The 24463-nt window shown below is 66.6% G+C and carries 19 protein-coding genes, 1 tRNA gene and 1 other RNA gene; 14 read left to right on the top strand and 7 right to left on the bottom strand.

The features are described 5' to 3' along the window. Window positions 1-39: 39 nt before the first annotated feature. Together pbpG and AB3147_RS21330 are read right to left on the bottom strand one after the other, a co-directional pair. Complete coding sequence (gene pbpG, locus AB3147_RS21335; protein ID WP_246282928.1) at window positions 40-1242, bottom strand: D-alanyl-D-alanine endopeptidase; 1203 nt, start codon at window positions 1240-1242, stop codon at window positions 40-42. A 311-nt stretch (window positions 1243-1553) separates the two neighbouring features. Then, window positions 1554-1628: transfer RNA gene (locus AB3147_RS21330), tRNA-Arg, on the bottom strand. A 349-nt stretch (window positions 1629-1977) separates the two neighbouring features. Between AB3147_RS21330 and AB3147_RS21325 the strand changes: the two genes are divergently transcribed. The 12 genes from AB3147_RS21325 (at window position 1978) to AB3147_RS21270 (ending at window position 17565) form a co-directional block, all read left to right on the top strand. Then, complete coding sequence (locus AB3147_RS21325; RefSeq protein WP_367352905.1) at window positions 1978-3183, top strand: MFS transporter; 1206 nt, start codon at window positions 1978-1980, stop codon at window positions 3181-3183. Between the two features lie 23 nt (window positions 3184-3206). Beyond that, entirely contained in the window at window positions 3207-3365 is a 159-nt protein-coding gene (locus tag AB3147_RS21320; protein WP_175126025.1) for a hypothetical protein, read from the top strand. A gap of 124 nt (window positions 3366-3489) precedes the next feature. After that, window positions 3490-6159 carry a PD-(D/E)XK nuclease family protein gene (locus AB3147_RS21315; protein WP_438860994.1) on the top strand — a complete coding sequence of 890 codons (2670 nt, stop codon included), beginning with the start codon at window positions 3490-3492 and terminating at the stop codon, window positions 6157-6159. A 2-nt stretch (window positions 6160-6161) separates the two neighbouring features. Beyond that, window positions 6162-9620: a UvrD-helicase domain-containing protein gene (locus AB3147_RS21310; RefSeq protein ID WP_367352903.1), complete on the top strand. Its 3459-nt coding sequence runs from the start codon at window positions 6162-6164 to the stop codon at window positions 9618-9620. A gap of 313 nt (window positions 9621-9933) precedes the next feature. Beyond that, an RNA gene (gene ffs, locus AB3147_RS21305) (signal recognition particle sRNA small type) lies at window positions 9934-10031 on the top strand. A 151-nt stretch (window positions 10032-10182) separates the two neighbouring features. After that, the gene (gene dnaX, locus AB3147_RS21300) at window positions 10183-12585 is read left to right on the top strand and encodes a DNA polymerase III subunit gamma/tau (RefSeq protein ID WP_367352902.1); all 2403 of its coding nucleotides are present in this window, start codon (window positions 10183-10185) and stop codon (window positions 12583-12585) included. 44 nt (window positions 12586-12629) lie between these two features. Further along, window positions 12630-12956 (top strand): YbaB/EbfC family nucleoid-associated protein, encoded by a 327-nt coding sequence (locus AB3147_RS21295; protein ID WP_056326789.1) that lies wholly within the window; start codon window positions 12630-12632, stop codon window positions 12954-12956. 21 nt (window positions 12957-12977) lie between these two features. Next, window positions 12978-13586: a recombination mediator RecR gene (gene recR, locus AB3147_RS21290; protein ID WP_175126029.1), complete on the top strand. Its 609-nt coding sequence runs from the start codon at window positions 12978-12980 to the stop codon at window positions 13584-13586. A gap of 67 nt (window positions 13587-13653) precedes the next feature. Continuing rightward, on the top strand, window positions 13654-14928 hold the full coding sequence (locus AB3147_RS21285) for a CaiB/BaiF CoA transferase family protein (RefSeq protein WP_175126030.1): 1275 nt from the start codon (window positions 13654-13656) through the stop codon (window positions 14926-14928). Further along, window positions 14925-15965 (top strand): ABC transporter substrate-binding protein, encoded by a 1041-nt coding sequence (locus AB3147_RS21280; RefSeq protein WP_175186418.1) that lies wholly within the window; start codon window positions 14925-14927, stop codon window positions 15963-15965. Before AB3147_RS21285 ends, AB3147_RS21280 begins: the two co-directional genes overlap by 4 nt. Further along, window positions 15958-16767: an ABC transporter ATP-binding protein gene (locus tag AB3147_RS21275; RefSeq protein ID WP_056570777.1), complete on the top strand. Its 810-nt coding sequence runs from the start codon at window positions 15958-15960 to the stop codon at window positions 16765-16767. Before AB3147_RS21280 ends, AB3147_RS21275 begins: the two co-directional genes overlap by 8 nt. Before the next feature lie 3 nt (window positions 16768-16770). Beyond that, the gene (locus AB3147_RS21270) at window positions 16771-17565 is read left to right on the top strand and encodes an ABC transporter permease (protein ID WP_175126032.1); all 795 of its coding nucleotides are present in this window, start codon (window positions 16771-16773) and stop codon (window positions 17563-17565) included. Between the two features lie 25 nt (window positions 17566-17590). Here AB3147_RS21270 and AB3147_RS21265 read toward each other — a convergent pair whose 3' ends face one another. From AB3147_RS21265 to AB3147_RS21250, 4 genes are all read right to left on the bottom strand, one after another. Then, complete coding sequence (locus AB3147_RS21265; protein ID WP_367352901.1) at window positions 17591-18166, bottom strand: biliverdin-producing heme oxygenase; 576 nt, start codon at window positions 18164-18166, stop codon at window positions 17591-17593. A 72-nt stretch (window positions 18167-18238) separates the two neighbouring features. Next, complete coding sequence (locus AB3147_RS21260) at window positions 18239-18871, bottom strand: hypothetical protein (RefSeq protein ID WP_218343182.1); 633 nt, start codon at window positions 18869-18871, stop codon at window positions 18239-18241. A gap of 10 nt (window positions 18872-18881) precedes the next feature. After that, window positions 18882-19238, bottom strand: a complete 357-nt coding sequence (locus AB3147_RS21255; protein WP_224776719.1) for a response regulator — start codon at window positions 19236-19238, stop codon at window positions 18882-18884. Window positions 19239-19263: 25 nt separating this feature from the next. Next, complete coding sequence (locus AB3147_RS21250; RefSeq protein WP_343738882.1) at window positions 19264-21453, bottom strand: ATP-binding protein; 2190 nt, start codon at window positions 21451-21453, stop codon at window positions 19264-19266. A 97-nt stretch (window positions 21454-21550) separates the two neighbouring features. Here AB3147_RS21250 and AB3147_RS21245 point away from each other — a divergent pair, with 97 nt between their 5' ends. Continuing rightward, window positions 21551-22078, top strand: coding sequence for a carboxymuconolactone decarboxylase family protein (locus AB3147_RS21245; RefSeq protein ID WP_218343184.1), 528 nt, complete (start codon window positions 21551-21553; stop codon window positions 22076-22078). A 38-nt stretch (window positions 22079-22116) separates the two neighbouring features. Here the strand turns inward: AB3147_RS21245 and tal are convergent, their stop codons facing one another. After that, the gene (gene tal, locus AB3147_RS21240) at window positions 22117-23070 is read right to left on the bottom strand and encodes a transaldolase (protein ID WP_218343185.1); all 954 of its coding nucleotides are present in this window, start codon (window positions 23068-23070) and stop codon (window positions 22117-22119) included. A gap of 235 nt (window positions 23071-23305) precedes the next feature. Here tal and carA point away from each other — a divergent pair, with 235 nt between their 5' ends. Then, window positions 23306-24460, top strand: a complete 1155-nt coding sequence (gene carA, locus AB3147_RS21235; RefSeq protein WP_367352900.1) for a glutamine-hydrolyzing carbamoyl-phosphate synthase small subunit — start codon at window positions 23306-23308, stop codon at window positions 24458-24460. The last annotated feature ends 3 nt before the right edge of the window (window positions 24461-24463 follow it).

Below are 24463 nucleotides of genomic sequence, written 5' to 3'. Positions count from 1 at the left end.
GGCCCTTCATTTTTGCTACACGCAGCGGTCAGCCGGCCATCAGCCCCCGGCGCCTATCGACGCCATCGCCACTTCGCTCTGCACGATGCGGCGGATGCGCACGGCATCGCCGATACGCGAGAGTTTGCCCTGCGAATCCAGCAGCACGATCGCCAGATCGCGGCCGTTGATACGCGCCAGCATCACCAGGCATTCGCCCGCTTCGTTGATGTAGCCGGTCTTGGACACCTTGATGTCCCAGTCGGGCTTGCGCACCAGCAGGTTGGTGTTGCGGAAGGTCTGCGTGCGGTTGTTGATCTCGACCTCGTACTCCGTGTCGGTGGAGTAGCGGTGGATCAGCGGACGCTGCGACGCCGCGCGCAACAGGCGCGCCAGATCATGCGGCGACGACACGTTGTTGCTGGACAGGCCAGTGGGTTCGATGAACCGCGTGCTGGTCATGCCCAGCGATTGCGCCTTGGCATTCATGGCGGCCACGAAGGCCCGCAGGCCGCCCGGGTAGTGGCGGCCCAGCGCGTTCGCGGCGCGGTTTTCGGAAGACATCAGCGCCAGGTGCAGCATGTCGCCGCGCGACAGCTTGGTGCCCACGCGCAGCCGCGACGTGGTGTGCTTGAGCTCGTCGACGTCCTCGTCGGTGATCTCCAGCATCTCGTCCATCGGCAGGTTGGCGTCCACCACGACGACGGCGGTCATCAGCTTCGAGATCGAAGCAATGGGGCGCACGACGTTTTCGTTCTTGGCGAAGATGACCGTGGAAGTTTCCAGGTCTTGCACATAGGCGGTGCTGGAGCGCAGCGCGGCCGCTTCGGCGCGGGCCGAGGCGGCGGGCGGCGGCATCGCGGCGCTGGCAGCGCCGGCTGCGGCAACGCGCCGGCCGCGAGCGGCCTTGTCCGCCTTGCCACCCTTGCCGCTCTTACCCGACGCGCCCGCCTTCTTGGACGGCGTGCCTTTCGCGGCAACCTGCTTGCCGCTCTTGGGCGGGGCCTTCTTGGCCGAAGAGGATTTGGGAGGCGACTTCTTGGCGGACGGCGCTGCCTGCTTGGCAGCGGCGCTCTTGCCCGAGCCCGCCTTGGGCGCGGGGGCCTTCTTTGCTTGTTGCGCCTTGCAGGCCGCCGATTTGGCGTTTGTCTTGCAAGGATCGGAATTTTTGGCTGCTTGTGCCGCAGGGGGCAGGAGCGCGCACACCGCCAGCGCGGCAGGCGCTAGGGCTTTCGCAATTGCACGTTTCCAGGAAAAGGCCATGGTTGAGCAGGCTTGTCGGTCTGTGAACAAATATTTCTTAAGCCGGCGTTTCGTCGGATCAGGAAAAGTCCAGATGAATTATGGGCTTACGCGTCGAATTTAAACAGCAATTTCAAGTGCCACGCAAGGCGATTTGCGACGTTTACCGAAAAAAAATATCAGTGACATATTGACGCAGCAGCAATTGGTCACATGTCAGAAGTCGCAAAGCTAACCGCGCAGCGCGCAAGAGCGTAGCCCGGATTAACCCTCATCTGGCTGAATGGGTGGACTTTTTTGAGGAGGAACGGCGCGCAAGGCCGAGGCTTGAGTGGCCTCGCCGGGTGGAATCGAACCACCAATTGACCCTTAGGAGGGGCCGGTTATATCCATTTAACTACGGCGAGCGGGGCGGGTGCGCGAGGCGCTTGCAGCACTGAGGGCGGCAAACGGGCGCCAGCATGGGCGCGCTACTGCACTAAGGCCTTGAAATTGCTGCGGAACTTGCGAGCCGAAGTTTAGCACTGCGGACGCGGGCCTCGAAGCAGGACGCAAGTCTATCAGCAGGCGGGGCAACGCCCAAATCATTGGGCTTTGACTGGCGCCTCGCAAACGCCTCGTCCGCGAAGCTTGTCGTGCCAACGCGGGTATTCACGGACCCGCCTGCCGACTTGTATATGATGTTTGAGTCCCGCCGCCGCGCGGGGCCGCCCCGAGGAGGGGGCGCAAACCCAAAAACAACCAGACACGGGTTTCATGTCTAGCCAAACCGATACGATTTCCGCACGCACCATTGCCTTGGGCACCCTGGTCGTGCTGCTTGCCATGGGGGTGCGCGCCACCTTCGGCCTTTTCATGCAACCGATGGGCCTGGCGCACGGCTGGAGCCGCGAAGTGTTCTCCATGGCCTTCGCCCTGCAGAACCTGGTGTGGGGCGTGGCCTGTATCTTCATGGGCATGCTGGCCGACCGATACGGTTCGGGCCGCACGATTGCCCTGGGCGCGCTGCTGTACATGCTGGGCCTCATCGGCACGCGCTTTGCCACCGACGAGGCCACGCTTTATCTGACGGCCGGCGTGCTGGTCGGGCTGGGCCAGGCGGGCACCACCTTCCCCGTCATCCTGCCCGTCGTCGCGCGCTCCGTGCCGCCCGCCTATCGCAGCACGTCGATGGGCATTGCCAGCGCGGGCGGCTCGCTGGGGCAATTTGCCGTGGTGCCTACCGGGCAACTGCTCATCAGCGGTCTGGACTGGACCGGCGCGCTGTGGGTGCTGTCGCTCTTCGTGGCATGCGCCGCACCGCTTGCGTATTTCCTGCGTGGCCGGCCGCAAGCGCACACGGGTCCCCAGCAATCGCTGGCCACCGCCATCAAGCAGGCCGTGCGGCATCCGTCGTTCCACTTCCTGTTCTGGAGCTACTTCGTCTGCGGCTTCCACACTGCGTTCATTACCTTGCATTTGCCTGCGTATGTGACCGACGGCGGGCTGACGGCCGGGCAGGGCGCCACCGCAATCGCGCTCATCGGCCTCTTCAACGTCCTGGGGTCGTTCTACGCCGGCAAACTCGGCGGCAAGTACAGCAAGAAGCGGCTGCTGGCGGTGGTGTACTTCATGCGGGCCTTCGGCATCCTGTTGCTGCTTTCGGTGCCGCTGACGCCATGGGTGTTGTACGTATTTGCCGCATGGATGGGTTTGTTCTGGCTGGGCACCGTGCCGTTGACGCAGGGGCTCATCGGTCAGATCTATGGCCTGCGCTATGCGGCCACGCTCTCGGGCATCGTGTTCCTCGGCCATCAGTTGGGCAGCTTCATCGGCGTGTGGCTGGGCGGCTACGCCTACGCCAAGACCGGCAGCTATGACCTGGTCTGGTGGCTGGGCGTTGCACTGGCGGTCATCGCCGCGCTGCTGTGCCTGCCCGTGCGTGAACAGCCGGTGACGCCGGCTCAGCCCGCAACGGCGTGATCACGACCTCCCGGAACCGCGCCATGAACGCCAGCCCGAACCCCGAAGCCCCGCGCCGCAAAGGCTGGCGCGCCGTGGGCGTGCTGGCGTTGGTTGCCGTGTTGGGGCTTGCATTCTGGGGGTACACCACGCCAGAGATGCAGATTCACTGGGAAAACCTGGCCGCACTCTGCGGGTTTTGACAGGGCTCGGCTTACCGCAACCGGCGCATTTTGCCGGCCGGCTCGCGGTATCCTACGGCGGAGATTTTTCTCCGCCTTTTTCATCTCTTTTTCTTCGCGTGGCGCCTGCCGCGCGCGCCCTTGGATGACCATGCAGGACGCAGCGCCCACCTACTCCGATCTCTCGTTGCCAGACATCGCTGGTCTGCCTGCGGCGGACACGCTTGTGCTGACGGTGAACAATCGCCTGTCGCGCCGCCTTACGCTCGAGCTCGCCGGATTGCTGCGCCAGGAACGTCAGGTCAGCGAATTGCCTCGCATCCTGCCGCTGTCCGCCTGGCTTGCGGAATCCGCCAACGAGCTCGCGTTCGAATCCGACGAAGACGTGCCTGCCTACCGGCTCGACAGTTTCGCCACACAGCTCGTCTGGACCGAAGCCATCCGCATCGAAGAAGCCGAACGCGTCCTGCTGGACGCCAGCCAGGCTGCCCGGCTGTCGATGGATGCCGACCTGCTCATGGACGAATGGGCGTTGCAGGTGCCTTCCGGCGCGGATACCGACGAATACCGCGGCTTTGCGCGATGGCGCGAACGCTATCGCCAGACCCTCGCCGGCATTGACGCCGAAGACGCGAACCAGGGCTATGCGCGCGTGCTGCGCGCGCTTGAAGCCGGCCGCCTCGCCACGCCGCGGCAACTGGTGCTTGCCGGATTCACGGACATCTCACCGCGCTTTCAGCGCCTGCTGCTGGCGTTCGAGGCGCAGGGCACGGATGTTGCGCAATGGCGCGACACGCAGCGCGTGCAAGCGGTGGCGCATCGCTTCGAAGCCGCAGACCAAGGCGCTGAATGGCGCGCCGCCGCGGCCTGGGCGGCCAGCCAATTGAAGGCCAACCCCGCCGGCCGTTATGCCATCGTCTCGCCGCAACTTGAAGCCGAATCCCCATTTGCACGCCGCGTGCTCAGCCAGGCGCTGGCCGGGCGAGACGGCGCGCCGGCGTTTGCGTTCAACGTGGCGGTGGGCCGTCCGCTCGACGAATGGCCCATGGCGCGCGCGGCGTTGGCGTGGCTGCGGGCGTTGGCCGAATGCGCGCCCGGCAAGGGATGCGGCGTCGACGTGCTGGGCGCCGCGCTGCTTGCAGGGCATTGCGCCGGCGACGTGCGCGACCGCGCGCGTCTTGCGGCCATTGACGCGCGCTGGCGACGCCAGGGCAAGCTGCACGTAGCCTTGCCGGAATGGCGCAAGCTGCTCGCGGACATTCCGTTGTTGGCGCAGGCCTGGAACCACGCCACAGAGATCTGGACGCAAGGCGGCAACAAGGCTACGTGCGATGTCTGGATGCTGCGCATGAAGGCCGCATTGACGGCCCTGGGCTTCCCCGGCGAAGCGCCGCTGGACAGCGTCGGTTATCAGGTCATGGGTGCGCTTGGCGATGCGCTCGGCAGCTTTTCGGCGCTGGCGCCGGCCGCGGGCCGACTGGGCGGCTTGGCGGCGGTGAACCTGCTGGAAAGCGTGGCGTGTTCATCCTCGTTCCAGCCGCAGCGCGACCCGCTCGCGCGGTTGGACGTATTGGGTTTGCTGGAAGCCGAAGGCGGCTACTGGGATGGTGTCTGGCTCTTGGGCCTGACGGACGACGTATTGCCGGCATCGCCGAAGCCAAACCCGCTGCTGCCCCTGGCCGTATTGCGTCAGGCCAGGGCGCCACGCGCCACGCCCGAGCGCGAACGCGAATGGGCGGAAGGCATGTACGCCGCGCTCTGCCGCTGTGCGCCCGGCATCATCGTCAGTCACGCGCACATGGATGGCGAGCGCGAATTGCGCCCGTCGCCGCTGATCGCCGCGCTTCCCCTCACCGATTGGGCGCCGGTCCTGGCCGAATCGCAGGCCGCCTTGCCGCAGGAATCGCTGGACGATTCGCAAGGGCCGCCGCTGGCCGCCGGCAATCGTGGCGGGGGCGGGCTGGATGTGCTGGACACGCAGGCGCGCAATCCGCTGTGGGCCTTCGTGCGCCATCGCCTCGGCGGGCGCGAGCTCGCGCCGTATGCCGACGCCGCCACCGTGAACGTGCGCGGCCAGTTCCTGCACAAGGCGCTCGAAATCGTGTGGGGCATGATGCCCGACCAGGATGCGCTGCACGAACAGCTTGCGGCAGGCCGCCTGCCGGCGCTGCTGGAGCAGGCCGTGGCGCAGGCCGCTGACGAAGAACTCAAGGAATACGCACCGGCCCTGCGGGCGCTGGAATGCCAGCGTGCCCAGGCCGTGCTGGCGTCGTGGCTCGACCTCGAAGCGCAGCGCATGCCGTTCGCGGTCGCACAGGTCGAAAAGAACCATCAGTGGCAGCGTGGTGCGCTCAACCTGAAGCTGCGGCTGGACCGCATCGACAGCCTGCCCGATGGCCGCAACGTCATCGTCGACTACAAGACCGGCGTGGCCGCGGCCAAGCCCGAGCCCGACTGGTCGCGCAGCCGTCCCGTGAACGTGCAGTTGCCGTTCTACGCGTCCGTGCTGGCCGACGCCGCCGGCGGTGAAGCGGCGGGCCTGGTGCTCGCGCAGATCCACGCGCGGCAGGTCGCCGCACAAGGCTTGGCCGACGAAGACCTGGGCATGCCGGGCGTCACGCTGGCCAGCGAAAGCAAATTCTTCGAGGGCCTGTCCTGGCCCGACATCCGCCAACGCTGGCGCGTGGCTATCGAGTCGCTGGCCGACGAATACGTCGCCGGCTATGCGGCCAACGTCGCGTACCGGCGCGACGATCTGAAATACTGCGATGCCTTGCCGTTCCTGCGCTTGCATCTGGACGACGAGGACGCATGACCATGGCCGAACAAGATCGCCTTCCGCATGACCACGCCGCGCGCGCCGCAGCGCTCGATCCCGCGCGCTCCTTTCTGGTCCAGGCGCCTGCGGGGTCGGGCAAGACCGAACTCCTGACCGACCGCATCCTGGCCCTGCTGGCTACGGTGAACCGGCCCGAAGAAATCGTCGCCATCACGTTCACGCGCAAGGCCGCCTCCGAGATGCATGCCCGCGTGCTGAGCAAGCTGCGCCGTGGCCTGGAGGCGCCGCCCGCAGCCGCCCACGAACGCCGCAGTTGGGACCTCGCTCGCGCGGCGCTCGAGCGCAATGCCGAACAAGGCTGGCATCTGCTCGAGCATCCCGCGCGTCTTGCCATCCGCACCATCGACTCGTTCTGCGCGGGGCTGGTGCGCAGCATGCCGTGGCTGTCCGAGCTGGGGGGCATGCCGGACATCACGGACGACGCGCGCTCGCACTACGAGGCTGCGGCGCGGGCCACGCTGGATCTCGCCGACGACTACGAGGCCGTGCGCATCCTGCTGCGCCACCTGGACGTCGACGTGCAGGCCGCCAAGGACGCCATCGCCGACATGCTGGGCCAGCGCGATCAATGGCTGCCGCTCTTGCGCCACGGCTCCGACCGCGAGGCCATGGAGGCCACGTTGGCCGAAGCCATCGGCGAAGACCTCGATGCCCTGTGCGCCGCCATGCCCTACGGCTGGTGCGATTCGCTCAGCGGCCCCGCGCGGCTTGCCGCGGCCAACCTGCAGGACGGCGAAGACGAAAACAAGCTGGCCGCATTGCTGGATTGGACTGACGAACTGCAGCCCGATGCGGAACTGCTGGACGCCTGGCGCGCCGTCGCGCATTTGCTTCTGACCGGCACCGGCTCCTTGCGCAAGACGGTCAACAAGAATCTGGGGTTCCCGGCCAAATGCGCGCACAAGGAACCTTTCGTCGCCTGGCTTGAAGGCGCCGACGCGCAAGGCGCGTGGGTGCGCCGCCTGCACGCCGTCCGCGATATCCCCGCGCCGCATTTCACCGATGCGCAATGGGAAGTGCTGGGCGCGCAGCTCATGACGCTCGCGCTCGCCGTCGCGCAGTTGCGCCTGCGCTTCGCCGACAAGGGCGAGGTGGACTTCATCGAAATCGCCCAGCGCGCTGCCGCCGCATTGGGCAGCGCCGACGATCCCGGCGAACTGCTGCTCAAGCTGGACGCCTCGATCCGCCATCTGCTCATCGACGAATTCCAGGACACCAGCCAGACGCAACTCGACCTGCTGCGCACGCTCACGGCAGGCTGGCAGTCCGGCGACGGCCGCAGCCTGTTCCTGGTGGGCGACCCCATGCAGTCGATCTACCGCTTCCGCAAGGCGGAGGTCGGCCTGTTCCTGGAAGTGGCCGACGTCGGCGTGGGAGAGGTCAAACCAGACTTCCTGAACCTCACGGACAACTTCCGGTCGCAAGCCGGCATCGTGGACTGGGTGAACCAGTCGTTCGTCGACCTGCTGCCCCGCCGCAGCGACGCCGCCGCAGGCGCCATCGCCTACAGCCCGTCCACGGCCTTTCATCCGGCCTTGCCCGACCCCGCCGTGCGCTTTCATCCGGCCTGGTCACGCGAGGGCGCGCCGCCCGCCGAAGAGCAGGCCGAAGACATCGCGGTGGGACTGGTGCGCCAGGCCCTCACCGACCACAAGGGCGCCAAGCACCCCGTCGCCATCCTGGTGCGCGCCCGCAGCCACCTCGGCAATCTCACGCGCCGGCTGGCGCAGGAAGGCATCCGTTCCCGCGCGGTCGACCTCGTGCCGCTGGCGCTGCGCCCCGTCGTGGCCGACCTGGTCCAGCTCGTGCGCGCGCTGTCGCATCCCGCCGACCGCCTCGCCTGGCTGTCCGTGCTGCGCGCGCCCTATTGCGGCCTGACGCTTACGTCGCTGCAGCGCCTGTTTGGCGACGACCACATCACGCCGATACCTGTACTGCTGGAACGCGCCTTGCGCATTGCGCCGCAACCTGCCGCGACGGCAACGGCCGCTGCGTCGGCAGACCCGCAAGCGTCGCTCTTCGATGCGCCGGCACCCGAACCCGAAGCGCCGTCCGCGCAAAGCGTGCTCAGCGCCGACGAGTTCGCACGCCTGCGCCAGGTCGCATCCGTGCTGCTGGACAAGCGCAACGCCTCCGGCGCAATGCCGTTCGCAGCATGGGTGGAATCGCTATGGCGCCGGCTGGGCGGACCAGGCCTGTACGCCGGCCTGTCCGTCGCCAACGACGCAGAAAGCCTGTTCCAACTGGTCGAACGCCTTGCCCCCCACGGCAGCATTGACGTGGCTGCACTGGACGCCGGCATCTCCCGCCTCTTCGCGGCCCCCGACGCCGCCGACGAAGACGAAGGCGCGGTCGAAATCATGACCATGCACAAGTCCAAGGGCCTGCAGTTCGAAACCGTGATCCTGTACGGCCTGCACCGCGCGCCGCGCGGCGACCAGGCGCCTTTGGTGCGCTTCGAACAAAGCGGCGGCCGCGTCCTCTTCGGCCCGGTCAAGCCCCGCGCCGAAACCGAGGCAGACCCCGTCTCCCGCTACCTGGGCGCCCGCGAAGCCCGCCGCGCCTCCTACGAAATCGACCGCCTCCTCTACGTCGCCGCCACAAGAGCCCGCAAGCGCCTGCACCTGGTGGGTCACGTATCGATCGACGAAGCCACCGGCCAGACCAAGACCCCACCCGCAGCCAGCCTGCTAGGCCGCCTGTGGCCCTGCCTGACCCCACCCGTCCCGCCATCGCTCAACGGCGAGCCGATCCAAGAGGAGGGCGACGCCCCCGAATGGCAAGGCGAACCCCTGCGCCGCATCGACAGCGCGGGCCTCGCGCAGCTGCAACGCCAATCGAACATCACCATGAGCGCAGGCTTCGCCACGGCCACCCGAGGCGCATGGGGCGAAGCAGCCGAACATCCCGCGTGGCAACTGGAAGCCGGCTACGACGCCGCCATCGGCACCTTGGCCCACGCATGGCTGGCCCGCATCGGCCAGGACGGCATACAAGCGTGGCCCCCCGAAGCGCTAACCCCCCGCCTACCTGCCATGCGCCGTCAGTTGACTCGAGCAGGCATCCCCGCCAGCCAAGCCGACGCAGCCGCCGAAGCCGTCCTGGAAACCCTGCAAGCCACCCTGGCAGACGAACGCGGCCTATGGCTCTTATCCCAGTCAGGCGCCCGTCGAGAGTGGCCCCTCATCGACGCGGCAGGCAAAGTGTCGGTCATCGACCTGGCCCTAAGCACCGAAGACGGCTGGCTGATCGTCGATTACAAGACGGGCAGACCTCACCCCGGCGAGTCCGCACCCGCTTTCGCCACCCGAATGCGCCAACGCCACGGTGAACAGTTGCAGCGCTACTGCACCCAAGTCACAGCCCTAGACGGCCGCAGCGCCCGAGCCGCCCTGTACTTCCCCCGCGCAAAGGCGTGGATAGATTTGATGGAATAGCGAAGCGAAAATCCAAGCAAGGCAAAGCGAGGCAAAGCAAGGCAAAGCAAAGCAAGGCAAGCCAAATTGAGCAAACGCCCGCAAAGCGAAGCAAGCCAAAGGGGCAAGCAAAGCAACGCCCCCCAATCCAAAAAAGCGCAGCTCCCAAGGCAAGGCAAAGCGAAGCGAGCCGAAGGGGGGCAAGCGAAGCAAGACCCCAACCCCCTCCCCCTCGGGGGGAGGGCCGGGGAGGGGGCCCACATATTGCCCCCCGGGGCCCGCCAGCCGAGAGGCTAGCGAGCGCGCGAAGCGCAGCTCTGCTAGAATCTCGGCTGGCGGGCCCCTTCGCATGGTTCGACGGTGAACCTGGTCAGGTCGGGAACGAAGCAGCCATAGTCGTTTAGGGTCAGTGCCGGAGTAAGGCTCGCCAACCGGATTCTTCAAAGCTGTAGCGTTTGCTACTTCGCTTTCACAGGGGACGGGGTTATTTTCCAAGGATTCGTTCCACGGGAATAAGCCCGTCCCCTTTGCATTCCAGCCCGCTCGATCAACGGGTTCAACAATCAGGCTCTACAATCCAGCCATGACTTATCTGGTATTGGCCCGCAAGTGGCGGCCGCGATCGTTCGATACCCTGGTGGGACAGGATCACGTGGTGCGCGCGCTCACGCATGCGCTCGACACGCAACGCCTGCATCACGCCTGGCTGTTCACCGGCACCCGGGGCGTCGGCAAGACCACGCTCTCGCGCATCCTGGCCAAATCGCTCAACTGCGAAACCGGCATCACCTCCAAGCCCTGTGGCGTCTGCCGCGCCTGCACCGAGATCGATGCGGGCCGCTTTGTCGACTACCTTGAGCTGGACGCCGCCTCCAACCGCGGCGTCGAGGAAATGACGCAGCTTCTGGAGCAGGCGGTCTATGCGCCGGGCGCGGGACGCTTCAAGGTCTACATGATCGACGAAGTCCACATGCTGACCGGGCACGCGTTCAACGCCATGCTCAAGACGCTGGAAGAGCCGCCGCCGCACGTCAAATTCATCCTGGCCACCACCGATCCGCAAAAGATCCCGGTGACGGTTTTGTCGCGCTGCCTGCAATTCAATTTGAAGCAGATGCCGGCCGACTCTATCGTTGGCCATCTGCAGGCCGTGCTCGGCGAGGAAGACGTCGGCTTTGAAATCCCGGCCCTGCGGCTGATCGGGCAGGCGGCGTCGGGCTCGATGCGCGACGCCCTGTCGCTCACCGACCAGGCCATCGCCTACAGCGCGGGCAACCTTACCGAAGATGCCGTGCGCGGCATGCTCGGCACCATCGACCAACGCCATCTCGTGCGCCTGCTGGATGCCCTGTCTTCGGGCGATGCCAAGGGCGTGCTGGCCGTGGCCGACGAGCTTGCGATTCGCGGACTGTCGTATGCCGGTGCGCTGGCCGACCTGGCCGTGCTGCTCTCGCGCGTGGCGATCGAGCAGCGCGTGACCGGCGTGACCGCCGCCGAAGATCCGCTGGCCGGCGACATCGCCCGGCTTGCACAGGCGCTGCATCCGGATGCCGTGCAACTGTTCTACTCCGTCGCCGTCCATAGCCGCGGCGAACTGACGCTGGCGCCCGACGAATACGCGGGCTTCATCATGGCGTGCCTGCGCATGCTGGCGCTCAATGGCGACGCCGGCCCGCAGACCGCGCTGGAAGCGCCCGCCGCGCCTGCGCGTCAGACCGCGGAACCCGCGGCAGCCATCGCCGCGCCAGCCGCCGCTGCGGTTGGCGCTGCTGTCATCGCCGCCGCAGCGCCTTCGGGCGCGGGTCAGCCTGCCGTGTCTGCACCCGACGCCAGCGCGGTCGCTCCGTCAGTGTCCGGCGCAGCGGTCAACCATGCCGAGACCGTCAATGCCTCGGTGAGCAACGCCGCCGACGACAATGCGTCGCGCAACGAGGCGCCGGCATCCGCATCAGAGTCCGCGTCCGCATCAGCGTCCGCGTCCGTTGACGCGACGTCGGAATCTCCCGCCACTGTCGCTGCCGCGCCCGCGCAGCCCGCCGCCGTCGCATTGCCGCAATCGCCTGCCGCGCCCGTCCCGCAATCCGCAGACAGCAGCAGTGTCCCCCCTTGGGAAGACCTGCCGCCGGACGCCACGAATGCAGACGCGGGCGCAGCGACGTCCAATGCACCGACGAGCAACGCGGCAGCGCGCGCCGTAACGGCCGCTGACGCATCGACGCCTGACGCATCGACCGCCGACACCCCGATCGCCGACTCCTCGCCGCCCGACGCCGCAGCGCCTCACGCCCCGACCGCCAAACCGCAAGGCTCCGCTGCCCTGGCCGTGACACCGGCCGCCGCGGCGATCGCTCCGGCATCCGCGTCCGCCCCGGCAATGGGCGACACCGACGGCCCGCCGTCCTGGGTCGACGAAGAAATTCCTTTTGAAGCCGAAGGCGGGTTCATGCCCGACAGCGGCTTCACGTCCGACCCGGACGACGACTTCGAAACGCTGGCCACGTCGCCCACCCCGGCGCCAGCACCGCCGGCCGCCCGCCGCGATGCCCCCGCGCCCGCGCGCAAGCGCCAGTCGCGTGCGCCTCGCCTGACGGACATGGACTCGGCGTCCTGGCCCGAGCTGGCCGCGCGCCTGCCCGTGACGGGCCTGGCATCGGAACTGGCTCGCCAGAGCGAATGGGCCGGCGTGCAGGGCGATGCCATCATCCTGCGCGTGGCCGTCAAGACCCTGGCCGAAAGCGAAAGCCGCGTGCGCCTGCAGACCGTCCTGTGCGAACATTTCGGGCAGGGCATCCGGCTGGACGTGCAGGTTGGCGTCACCGGCGACGCCACGGCGTATGCCGTGGCCCAGGCCGAGAGCGCGGCGCGCCAGCTCGCGGCCGAAAACGCCGTCGCCGACGATCCCTTCGTGCAAGCGCTGCTGTCGGATTTCGGCGGCCACGTCGTTGCTGGCTCGATCCGCCACGTTGATTCAGCGGCCGCCGCCTGACGCGGCGGCCAACCTCATTCCCCTCGTTCAAGGAAGCTCCCATCATGATGAAAGGACAACTCGCCGGCCTGATGCGCCAAGCGCAGCAGATGCAGGAAAACATGAAGAAGGCGCAGGACGCGCTGGCCGACATCCAGGTCGAAGGCGCCTCGGGCGGCGGCCTGGTGAAGGTCACCATGACCTGCCGCCACGACGTCAAGCGCGTCGAGATCGACCCGTCGCTGCTCGCCGACGACAAGGACATGCTGGAAGACCTGGTCGCCGCCGCGTTCAACGACGCGCTGCGCAAGGCTGAAGCCACGTCCCAGGAAAAGATGGCGTCCGTCACCGCCGGCATGCCGCTGCCCCCGGGCATGAAGCTGCCGTTCTGATTGCCGCTGCCGTAGGTTGCAATGGATCCCTTACTGCCCGAACCCGAGCCGCTGGTCTCGCTGATCGAAGCGCTGCGGCGCCTGCCCGGCGTGGGCGTGCGATCGGCCCGACGCATGGCGTATCACCTGTTGCAGCATGATCCGCAGGGTGCGGATCTGCTGGGGCGGGCGCTTGCCGGCGCGGTGCGGGATCTGAAGCACTGCGCGCGCTGCAACAGTTTCTCCGAAGACGAGGTCTGCGCCACCTGCTCCAATGTCAAGCGCGATCCCTCGCTGCTGTGCATCGTCGAAACGCCGGCCGACCAGAACATGATCGAGTCCAGCCACGGTTACCGTGGCCTGTATTACGTGCTCATGGGCCGGGTCGCGCCGCTGGAAGGCATCGGCCCGCGTGAACTGGATTTCGAGCGCGTGATCAAGCGCGCGACGGATGGGGTGGTGCAGGAAGTCATCCTGGCCACCAACTTCACGGCCGAAGGCGAGACCACCGCGCATTTCCTGGGCGAGGCCCTGGGCGAGCGCGGCCTGCGGGTCACGCGCCTGGCGCGTGGCGTGCCCGCCGGCAGCGAGCTCGAATACGTCGACGCCGGCACCATCGCCTGGGCGCTGATGGAGCGCAAGACCACCTGACGCTCGCGGTACCAGAACGCCCGCCGGCAACGTATCGGCCGGGCAATCAATGTGAGGAAGACAATCCATGTCAGCGCTGACCGGACTGAAAGTCCTGGAACTCGGCACGCTTATCGCCGGCCCATTCGCCGCGCGCATCTTCGGCGAATTCGGCGCCGACGTCATCAAGGTGGAGACCCCGCACGGGCCGGACGGCACGGGCGGCGGCGATCCCATCCGCAGTTGGCGCCATCTGCACGAGGGCAATTCCCTGTGGTGGACGGTGCAGGCCCGCAACAAGCAATCCATCGCGCTCAATTTGAAGGACCCGCGTGCGCAAGAGATCGCCCGCAAGCTGGCGCTGGACGCCGATGTGGTGGTCGAGAACTACCGCCCCGGCGTCCTGGAAAAGTGGGGGCTCGGCTTTGAGCAGCTGCGCGCCATCAATCCCGCGCTCATCATGGTCCGCCTGTCCGGCTACGGCCAGACGGGCCCCATGAAGGATCAGCCCGGCTTTGGCGCCATCGGTGAATCCATGGGCGGCCTGCGTTACGTGTCGGGCCACCCCGACCGCCCGCCGCTGCGGGTCGGCATCTCCATCGGTGACTCCATCGCGGCGCTGCACGGCGTGATCGGCGCGATGATGGCGCTGCGCCATCGCGACGCCACCGGCGGCCGCTGGAACGGCAAGACGGGCGACGAATGCCAGGCAGGGCAGGGTCAGATGGTTGACGTGGCGCTGTACGAAGCCGTCTTCAACATGATGGAGAGCCTGGTCCCCGAGTACGACGTGGCCGGTGTGGTGCGCGAGCGCACCGGCGGCGCGCTGCCGGGCATCGTGCCTTCGAACACCTACACCACGCGCGACGGCCAGAATATCGTCATCGCCGGCAACGGCGACGCGATTTTTCATCGTCTGATGCGGGCCATCGGCCGCGACGATTTGGCCGAGGATCCGGATCTGGTGCGCAACGACGGCCGCGCGCGGCGCGTTCAAGAGATCGACGGCGCCATCCAGCAATGGTGCGACGGACGCGGTATCGAAGCGGCGCTCGAAGCCCTGAAGCGCGCCGACGTGCCGGTCGGCAAGATCTACAGCGTGGCCGACATGTTCAGCGATCCGCAGTTCCTTGCGCGCCGCATGATCGAACAGCATCGCCTGGCGGACGGCAGTCCCGTCAAGCTGCCGGGCGTGGTTCCCAAGCTGTCCGAAACACCTGGCCAGACGCGCTGGGTGGGCCCGAAATTAGGGGAACATACCGAGGAAGTCCTGAAATCGCTGGGGTATGATTCAGCGGCTATCGACAAGCTGGCGAAGACCGGCGCTATCGGAATATCGGACAACCAGGAGACAAAGCAATGACAGTCACCCGCCGTGAACTGCTCAAGATCGCCGGCGCTGCCGGCGTCATGAGCATGGCCCCTGCCATCGTGCGCGCGCAGAAGCTTGAAAAGACCAAGGTCCAGATCGCAGTCGGCGGCAAGCCGCTGATCTATTACCTCCCGCTGACGATCGCCGAGGTGCGCGGTTACTTCAAGGACGAAGGGCTGGACGTCAGCATCGCGGACTTTGCCGGCGGCTCCAAGGCCTTGCAGGCCGTGGTGGGCGGCAGCGCCGACGTGGTCTCGGGCGCCTTCGAGCACACGCTGTCCATGCACTCCAAGGGTCAGGCCTATCGCGCCTTCGTGCTGCAAGGCCGCGCGCCGATGATCGGCGTGGGCGTCTCCAAGAAAAACATCCCGGGCTACAAGGGCGCGGCTGACCTGAAAGGCAAGAAGATCGGCGTGACCGCGCCGGGCTCGTCCACCAACATGGTGGTCAGCTTCTTCCTTGCCAAGCACGGCCTGAAGGCCTCCGACGTGTCCTTCATCGGCGTGGGCGCTGGCGCGGGCGCGGTGACTGCCGTGCGCAGCGGCCAGATCGACGCCATCTCCAACACGGACCCGGTGGTCTCGATGCTGGAAATGCCCGGCGACATCCAGATCATCGTCGACACGCGCACGCTCAAGGACACGCAGGAAATCTTCGGCGGCAACATGCCCGCCGGCTGCCTGTATGCGCCGCAGACGTTCATCGACGCCAATCCCAACACCGTCCAGGCGCTGACCAACGCCATCGTGCGCGCCGACAAGTGGATTCAGAAGGCCGGCCCCGAGGAAATCGCCAAGGTCGTGCCCGAAACCTACCTGCTGGGCGATCCGGCCATCTACAAGGCCGCGCTCGGCAAGAGCATGGAAGGCCTGTCGCCGGACGGCATGATCCCGGAAGACGGCGCGGCCACCGCGCTCAAGGCGCTGGCCGCCTACCAGGCTGACTTCAACGGCTCGAAGGTCGATCCGTCGAAGGTGTGGACCAACGATTTCGCGCGCCGCGCCAACGAGAAGTATGCCAATGGCTGAAGCCGCGCTGTCGCTGGAAAACATAAGTTGCACCTTTGTCTCGCGTGACGACCGGTCGCAGCGCTACACCGCGGTCAGCGACACTACCCTGGCCATCGCGCCGGGCGAGTTCGTGTCCGTGGTGGGCCCGACCGGTTGCGGCAAGTCCACGTTGCTCAACGTCAGCGCCGGCCTGTTGGCGCCGTCGTCGGGGCAGGTGAAGGTCTTTGGCCAGCCGCTGGTTGGCATCAACGAACGTGCGGGCTACATGTTCCAGGGCGAGGCGCTTCTCCCCTGGCGCAGCGCGCTGGACAACGTCATCGCCGGCCTGGAGTTCGCCAACGTGCCCCGCGCCGAGGCGCTGGACCGCGGACGTGAATGGATGCGCCGCGTCGGCCTGGGCGGTTTCGAGGGCCGTTATCCGCATCAGATGTCGGGCGGCATGCGCAAACGCGCCATGCTGGCGCAGACGCTGATCCGCGACCCCGACATCATCCTCATGGACGAACCGTTCTCGGCGTTGGACATCCAGACGCGCCAGCTCATGGAGAACGAGGTCCTGGACCTGTGGATGGCCAAGCGCAAGGCGGTGCTGTTCATCACCCATGACCTGGACGAAGCCATCGCCATGAGCGACCGCGTGATCGTGCTGTCCGCCGGTCCGGGCACCCATCCCATCGGAGAATTTGCCATCGATCTGCCGCGTCCGCGTGACGTGGCCGAAGTGCGCATCGACCCGCGTTTCGTCGAGCTGCATGCCGCCATCTGGGGCGTGCTGCGCGAGGAAGTGCTCAAGGGCTATGCCCAACAGAAGCGAGCCTGAGCCATGCCCAAACTGAACAAATCCGGTTCCGGCAGCCTGCGCGTCTGGCAATTGCTGCTGCTCGTCATCATCCTGGCCGTCTGGCATTTTGCGTCGCGCGATCCGAAGGTCGCCTTTTTCTTCGGCGAACCGCTGAAGGTGTGGGGGCGCATCTGGGCGTGGTTCGTCACCAACGCCGACATCTACAACCACTTGGCCGTGACGCTGACCGAGACCGTGCTGGCGTTCTTCATCGGCACGATCGCGGGCCTGGCTTTCGGCTTGTGGCTCGGGCTGTCGCCGCGCGCCAGCGCAATCCTGGATCCCTACATCAAGGCAGCCAACTCGATGCCGCGCGTCATCCTGGCGCCCATCTTCGGCATGTGGTTCGGCCTGGGCATCTGGTCCAAGGTGGCGCTGGCCGTGACGCTGGTGTTCTTCATCGTGTTCTTCAACGTCTATCAAGGCGTGCGGGAAGTCAGCCCCACCTTGCTGGACAACGCCCGCATGCTGGGCGCACGCAAGCGCCAGCTGCTGCGTCACGTGTACCTGCCGTCGGCTACGAGCTGGGTGTTTTCCAGCCTGCACACGTCGGTGGGTCTGGCGTTCGTGGGCGCGGTCGTCGGCGAATACCTGGGGTCGGCAAGCGGCGTGGGCTATCTGATCCTGCAGGCCGAAGGGACGTTCGACGTGAACACCGTGTTTGCCGGCATCATCGTGCTGACCGCCTTTGCGCTGATCCTGGACACCATCGTCGGGGTTGGCGAGAAGCGCTTGATGAAGTGGCAGCCCAAGTCGGGCGAAACCGAAAAGCTGTAATCCGCCTTGGGTCGCGCTGCCGGGCTCAGGCCCGCAGCGCGCCCTGGCTGCGCAGCCAGGCGGTCAGGCTGTCGAAGGCGTCGCGGGCGCCTTGCAGCGCCTGTTCCTCGCGGCCCGCCGCGCCGGCCTCGCTGTCCAGGTACAGCAGAAATTCCTTCCACAGCGGTCCCACCTGCTCGCCATACCCGCGCAAGTAGCGCTGGGGCAAGTCGGGCGCCACCGCCTGCAGACGCTTGGCCAGGAACCGGCCGCCCAACTGCGACCCTTCGACAACGTACGCGACGCCCAATGCGTAGGCGTCGGGCGCCGCCACCTGCGGCGGCTGTGCGCAATGCACGACGGCCGCGGGGTCGCCCGCCGCCTTCAGGTCTTCATGCAGCCAGGCGGTCTTGCCGGCCCGCTCAGGGGCGCGCAGCGACGCCGGCCAGTCCAGTTCCCAGAGCTGTTGCTCCAACGGTTCCAGCCATCCCAGCAGCGCGCGCAGATAGGCCAGATAGTGGCCGCGGTCGACATGGTCTTCGGCCAGCGCCAGACCGTGGTCCAGCGCTTCGTGACGTTCGCGGGTGCCATCGCGCAGCACTTGGTGGACGGGAGAAATCATGGGGTTCGTGGCGGAAAGGTTGCTGGGACGGTTAAACCGGCGACATCAAGCCGGTGATATTACGGCGGCGGGTTACGCCGGCAGATGCAGCGACCAGCAGCGATCCTGACGCTCCAGCCGCCAGCCCGAAGCGGACGCAAGCAGCTCGATTTCCTGCGGATCAAAAGCCGGCGGCTTGTCCGAGGCCGGTGCGCCTTCGGGCACGCGGGCACGCCACACGCCGGGCTCGGACGCGTCCACTTCGAGCTGCGCATCCGCGGGCACCAGCGGCAACAGGCACAACAGCCATGCCAGGACCAGATATCGTGTGCTGAACAACGGCACGTCCGCGTGCGCCACCTGCTCGGGCCAGCGGATGCCGTGGCTCGCCAGCAGCAGGTGCGAGAACATCAGCTTGCGGCAGTCATGCAGCAGGTCGCCGCTGGACGTCATGGCGCCGCCATCGCTCAGCCAACCATCCAGCTCGCGCACCACGCCCACGCTTTCGTCGAGCATGTCGGAAAGATCGCCGGCAAGCCGCTCGCAGCGCTGCTGGACGGCTTCGCCGGTGGTGCCTTCAGGCGCCTGGCGCAGCATGGCGGCCGCGAGCGAGGCGCTGGACAGCGGGCCCAGCACTTCATGGCGCAGCACGGGGAAGATCTGGCTGAGCACCTTGAGCTGCACGCCCTTTGCGGCCAGCAGGCCAAGGGTGTCGGATTGCATCATGAAAGAACCGTCAGTTGGCCTCGTGCAGAATGGCCAGGAGCGCGTCGGGGTCCGCCGGCTTTTCGATCCATCCAGTGAAGATGCCGTTGATGGCATCGCGTCGTTCGTGCCGCGCAAGGCCGCTCAGCGCATAGATGCGCGGCGGGTTGGCGCGTTCGCGCAGGCGCTTGGCCAGCTCGTAGCCGTCCATGTCGGGCAGCAGGATGTCCAGCAGCACGGCATCCGGCGCGAACGTGTTGACCAGCTCCAGGGCTTCGGCCCCGGTGGCGGCGCACCGCGTCTCCAGGTTTGAAAGCGCCAGGAACTCGGCCAGCAGTTCCGATCCCATTTCGTTGTCGTCCACCAGCAGGACCCGCATGGCGCGCACTTCGTTCAAGTTATGTCTCCCAGGTTCAAGAGGGGGTTGCTTCAGGCATGGCGCGGGGCAGCGTGACCGTGAAGATGACGAGCCCGTCGCGGCATTGGACGGCAATGTCGCCGCCGTGGTCGCGCACGACCTGCTCGGCAATGTACAGGCCCAGCCCCAGGCCGGTGCGGTTGCGCGACTGGCCCACCGATTCCGGCTTGAAGGGCGAGAACAGGTGCGCGAGCACGTCTTCGGCGATCGGGCCGCCATGGTTGATGACGCTGAGCGTAATGCCGTCATCAGTTTTTGCGGCGGTCACCATGATGGGCTGACGGGGCGCGCCGTGCTGACGCGCGTTGCCCATCAGATTGGTCACCACCTGCGCGATACGGTCGGTATCGGCCATGAGCGTCAGGCCATCCGGCACGTCGGGTTCGATGCGCAGGCCGGGGTAGGCCTGGCGCTTTTCCTCGATCAGGCCGTTCACCAGTGCCGACAGGTCGCACAGCCGCTTTTCAATGCCCAGCCCCAGGCCGCCTTGCAGGCGCGACAGGTCCAGCACCTGCGATATCAGGCGCTGCATCCGGCCGCTGGAATAGCGGATGCGCTCGCCCATGCGCGCGCCGGTGTCGGTGCGCGACAGCAGGGTCGCGGCCATGGAGATGGATTGCAGCGGGTCGCGCAGGTCGTGGCCCAGCATGGCCAGCAGTGCGGTGCGGGCGCGGTCGACGTCGGCGGCGCGGCTGGTCGAAATGTGCGAGAGCTCGTCACGCAGGTTGTCCACGGCCTCAAGCTCCCCAGGCAGCCAGGGTAGACAGACCCCGCGTACGACCTCGCGCCAGGCTTCGAACGAGCCGCGCGGGGTCAGCCGCGGGCCGAGACTGCCGACCGCGTACTGCTTTTCCGGCTTGCCGCCCCACACGAGGGTCTCGATCTGCTCCTTGCGCAACCAGACCAGCCAGCCATTGTTCATGGGGTCGAACTTGCACGCGAGCAGGCCCGCGTACGGGACGATTTCGGTCTGCAATTCGGGGTAATCGCGCGCGATGTTGGTGGTGTGCACCACGCGCTGTCCGCTCTGGTCCAGCGCGTTCAGGATGCCCGCCAGTTCGCCGCGCGGCGCAATGCCGCCAAACACCGTGACGCTGTTGCTCCAGAGGCACAGCGCGGCATCGTTCGGGACCAGCGACGCCGGCGTCTCACCGCCCTGCGACAGCGCCTGATGCACGTTTTCAGAGGCCGACACGCGCTCGACAAGCTTGCTGACCAGCGCGGCGTTCTGGCGGGATTGCTCGGCCCGCTCATTGGCTTCGATGCCGGACACCGTGGCCGCAACGACCTGCGCCATCGCCTCGCACGCCAGGCGGGCGGGGTAGGGCACGGCCCGCGGCGTGTGATGGTGGCAGGCGATCATGCCCCACAGGCGGCCGCCGATCACCAGCGACAGGCTCATAGACGCCCGTACCCCCATGTTCGCCATGTATTCCAGGTGGACGGGCGACACGCTGCGCAAGACCGAGAAGCTCAAGTCCAGCGGGCGGGGATCCGGCGAAGGGGCGCTCAGCACGCGCACCGGGTGGTAGGTCGCATCGGCGATCAGGCGCAGGGTGTTTACCGTATAGAGCCGGCGCGCCTGCGCCGGAATGTCGCCGGCGGGATAGCGGCGGCCCACCCAGTCGTCCAGGTCGGCGCGTCGCTGTTCAGCCACGATCTCGCCGCTGTCGTCGGGATGGAAGCGATACGCCATCACCCGGTCAAAGCCCGTGGCGCGCTGCACTTCGCGCACCATGCTGTCCAGGAGCGCGGGAATGTCACGCTGCCGGCGCACGCGCTCGATGCTGCGGTAGATGCGCTCGGGCGCGGCAATGCCGACGCCGTCGGCCCGGCGCTCGAGTTCGACAATCGTCAGTCCATCGACATTGCGATGGCCGATCACGTCATAGGTGGCGCGATCCAGCGTGATGGTCAGCGGATCGAAAATGGGGTCGGGGTTGCCGAGCCATGTGGACAGGCAGTACGCAAGGCCCGGCGGCAACGCCTCAGGCGCGCAAGGCTGGTCCAGCGTCAGGCAGGTGTCGAGCAACTGGGCGGCATTCTCGCTGGCGTAACGCAGCGTGCCGTCGGGATCGAACGCGAGCAGGGCCCCCAGCGGCTGGATGGCGCCCGGTATGTGTATCGGTTCGCTGTCGCAATTGGCGAGAGTGAGTTGGGGGTAGGATTCGGTGGGCGCATTCATGCGAGTGAGATACCGTGGACGCGCAAGTGTGTTGCCATTATGTCAAAGATATTGTGAGAATGTGTGCATTTGCTGCCCCCTACCTTCCGGAGTTTGCATGGCCCGTTTGCCCTACGCTGATTTGACTCATCCCGAAGCACGGCCCCTGGTGGAAAGCATTGTCGCGCAGCGGGGCAGTGTGTTGCATCTGTATCAGATGCTGCTGCATAGTCCCGCGGTGGCCGGCGGCTGGCTGAATTACCTGACGTCGATCCGGCAACTCAGCACGTTGCCGGGCGATCTGCGCGAGCTCGTCATCATGCGGGTGGCGGCCATCAACGGTGCGCCCTACGAGGCCGACCAGCATGCGCCGATCGCGTTGAAGGAAGGCGTATCCCAGGCGCAGCTGGACGCGCTGGATGCGTGGGAAACCTCGGGTCTGTTCAGCGAACGCGAACGGGCGGTGCTGGCCTACACGGACGCCATGACGCGTCACGTGCAGGTTCCCGAGGCGGTGTTCGACGCCGTCCGGGCGGCCATGGGGTCGGAAAAGCTGGTGGTAGAGCTGACGGCGACAGTCGCCGCGTACAACATGGTATCGCGGTTCCTGGAAGCGCTGCAGGTGCACTCTCACGATCACCGCTAGGCAAGGGCGCGCGGACAGCAACCGCGCGCCGCACTGACTCAGCCTCGCTGCGCGTCGATCAGGGCATCCAGCTTGATGGCGTCGGCCACGAACAGGCGGATCCCCTCGGACAGCTTTTCGCTGGCCATCGCATCGTCATTGAGCAGCGTGCGGAACGTCACTTCGTCCGCGCCGATGCGCGCAATGTCGCCGCGCGCGTCGTCAGCGCGAAGCTGGGCGGGCGCGTCGCCTTCAGTGGCGGCCAGCTTGTTCAGCAGGTCCGGACTGATCGTCAGCAGGTCGCAGCCGGACAACGCAAGGATCTGACCCACGTTGCGGAAGCTCGCGCCCATGATCTCGGTCGGGATTTCAAAGTGCTTGTAGTAGCGGTAGATATTGGTGACGGACTGAACCCCCGGGTCGCGCGCGCCCGTGTTGTCGTCTTCGACCCAGTTCGCCCCGGCCGATTTCTTGTGCCAGTCGTAGATGCGGCCGACGAAAGGCGAAATGAGCTGCACGTGCGCATCGGCGCAGGCGACCGCCTGGGGCAGCGAGAAGAGCAGGGTCAGGTTGCAGCGGACGCCCTCAGACTGCAAAACCCGGGCGGCCTGGATGCCTTCCCAGGTGGAAGCAATCTTGATCAGCACGCGTTCGCGCGGGATGCCGGCGGCTTCGTACAGGGCGATCAGGCCGCGGGCGCGTTCGATGGTGGCGCGGGTGTCAAAGGACAGGCGGGCGTCCACTTCGGTGGACACGCGGCCCGGCACGATGTCCAGAATCGCGCGGCCGAAGGCGACCAGCAGGCGATCCATGAGTTCGGCGGTGGAGGCGCCGCGGTGCTCGCGCGCGGTCTTTTCCAGCAGCGGGCGGTAGGCGTCCTGCTGGACGGCCTTCAGAATCAGGGACGGGTTGGTGGTCGCGTCCGTGGGACGCAACGCCTTCATGGCTTCGAAATCGCCGGTGTCGGCAACAACGGTGGTGTGGTCACGCAGGGCGTCAAGTTGGCTGGGCATGGACTTATACGACTCGCAGCTGGCTAGGGTTGAAGGTGCTGCTAGCGTATCACCGACGCTGCCGGCCCGCAGTCCGCCGCAAGGGCGAGGGGCGCTGATTGCAGGCCGCGCAACGGCGCGGCAAAACGGCCGAAAAACCCGGTTTCGGCCTTATTTGGCGCGGTTCTCCGGGAAAAACGGCCGCTCGAGGTATAATCCGAAGGTTTGATTATCGATTCTAAAACCGGGGTTTACTGTGCTGCCGCAACTCTTTCCCGAGGGGATCAACCGCTTCCCTCCTGCAATTCTGGCTCTGGCGGACGGTACCATTTTTCGAGGCGTGTCGATCGGTGCGCCTGGCCATACCGTTGCCGAAGTGGTGTTCAACACCGCGATGACCGGGTACCAGGAAATTCTCACCGATCCCAGCTATAGCGGTCAGATCGTCACGCTGACCTATCCGCACATCGGCAACACCGGCGTCAACGCCGAAGACGTGGAATCCAATCGCGTCTATGCCGCCGGCCTGGTGGTACGCGACTGCCCCGCCCGCGTGTCGAACTTCCGTTCCACGCAATCTTTGCCCGACTACCTGACCGAGCAGGGCATCGTTGCCATTTCCGGCATCGACACCCGCAAGCTCACGCGCATCCTGCGCGAAAAGGGCGCCCAGGGCGCTTGCATCCTCGTGGGTTCCGACGCCGAGCGCGCCGTTGAACTCGCCCGCGGCTTTCCCGGCATGGCCGGCCAGGATCTGGCCAAGGTCGTGTCCATCAAGGAAAGCACCGGCTGGACCGAAGGCACCTGGCAGCTCGAAGGCGGGTTCACGTCGCCCGACCAGTCCAAGTTCCACGTGGTCGCCTACGACTACGGCGTAAAGAGCAACATCCTGCGTCTCCTGGCCGACCGTGGCTGCCGCATCACGCTGGTGCCGGCCCAGACCACCGCCGAAGACGTCTTCAAGCTCAATCCCGACGGTGTGTTCCTGTCCAACGGCCCCGGCGACCCCGAGCCCTGCGACTACGCCATCGACGCCACCCGCGCCTTCCTGGACAAGAAGCTGCCTGTGTTCGGCATCTGCCTGGGTCACCAGATCATGGGCCTGGCGGTGGGCGGCAAGACCGTCAAGATGAAAACCGGCCATCACGGCGCCAACCATCCGGTGCAGGACCTCGCGTCCAAGCGCGTGTTCATCACCAGCCAGAACCACGGTTTCGGTGTCGACGCAGCCAGCCTGCCCGCCAACGCGCGCGTGACGCACGTCTCGCTGTTCGACGGCACGCTGCAAGGCTTCGAGCTCACCGACCGCCCGGCCTTCTGCTTCCAGGGTCACCCCGAAGCCAGCCCGGGTCCGCACGACATCCTCGAGCTGTTCGACAAGTTCATCAGCCTGATGTCCGGCCAAAAGTAAAGA

The sequence above is a fragment of the Achromobacter animicus genome, from assembly GCF_040775605.1.
Lineage (GTDB): Bacteria > Pseudomonadota > Gammaproteobacteria > Burkholderiales > Burkholderiaceae_B > Achromobacter > Achromobacter animicus.
This window is presented reverse-complemented; position numbering and strand designations above follow the sequence as displayed.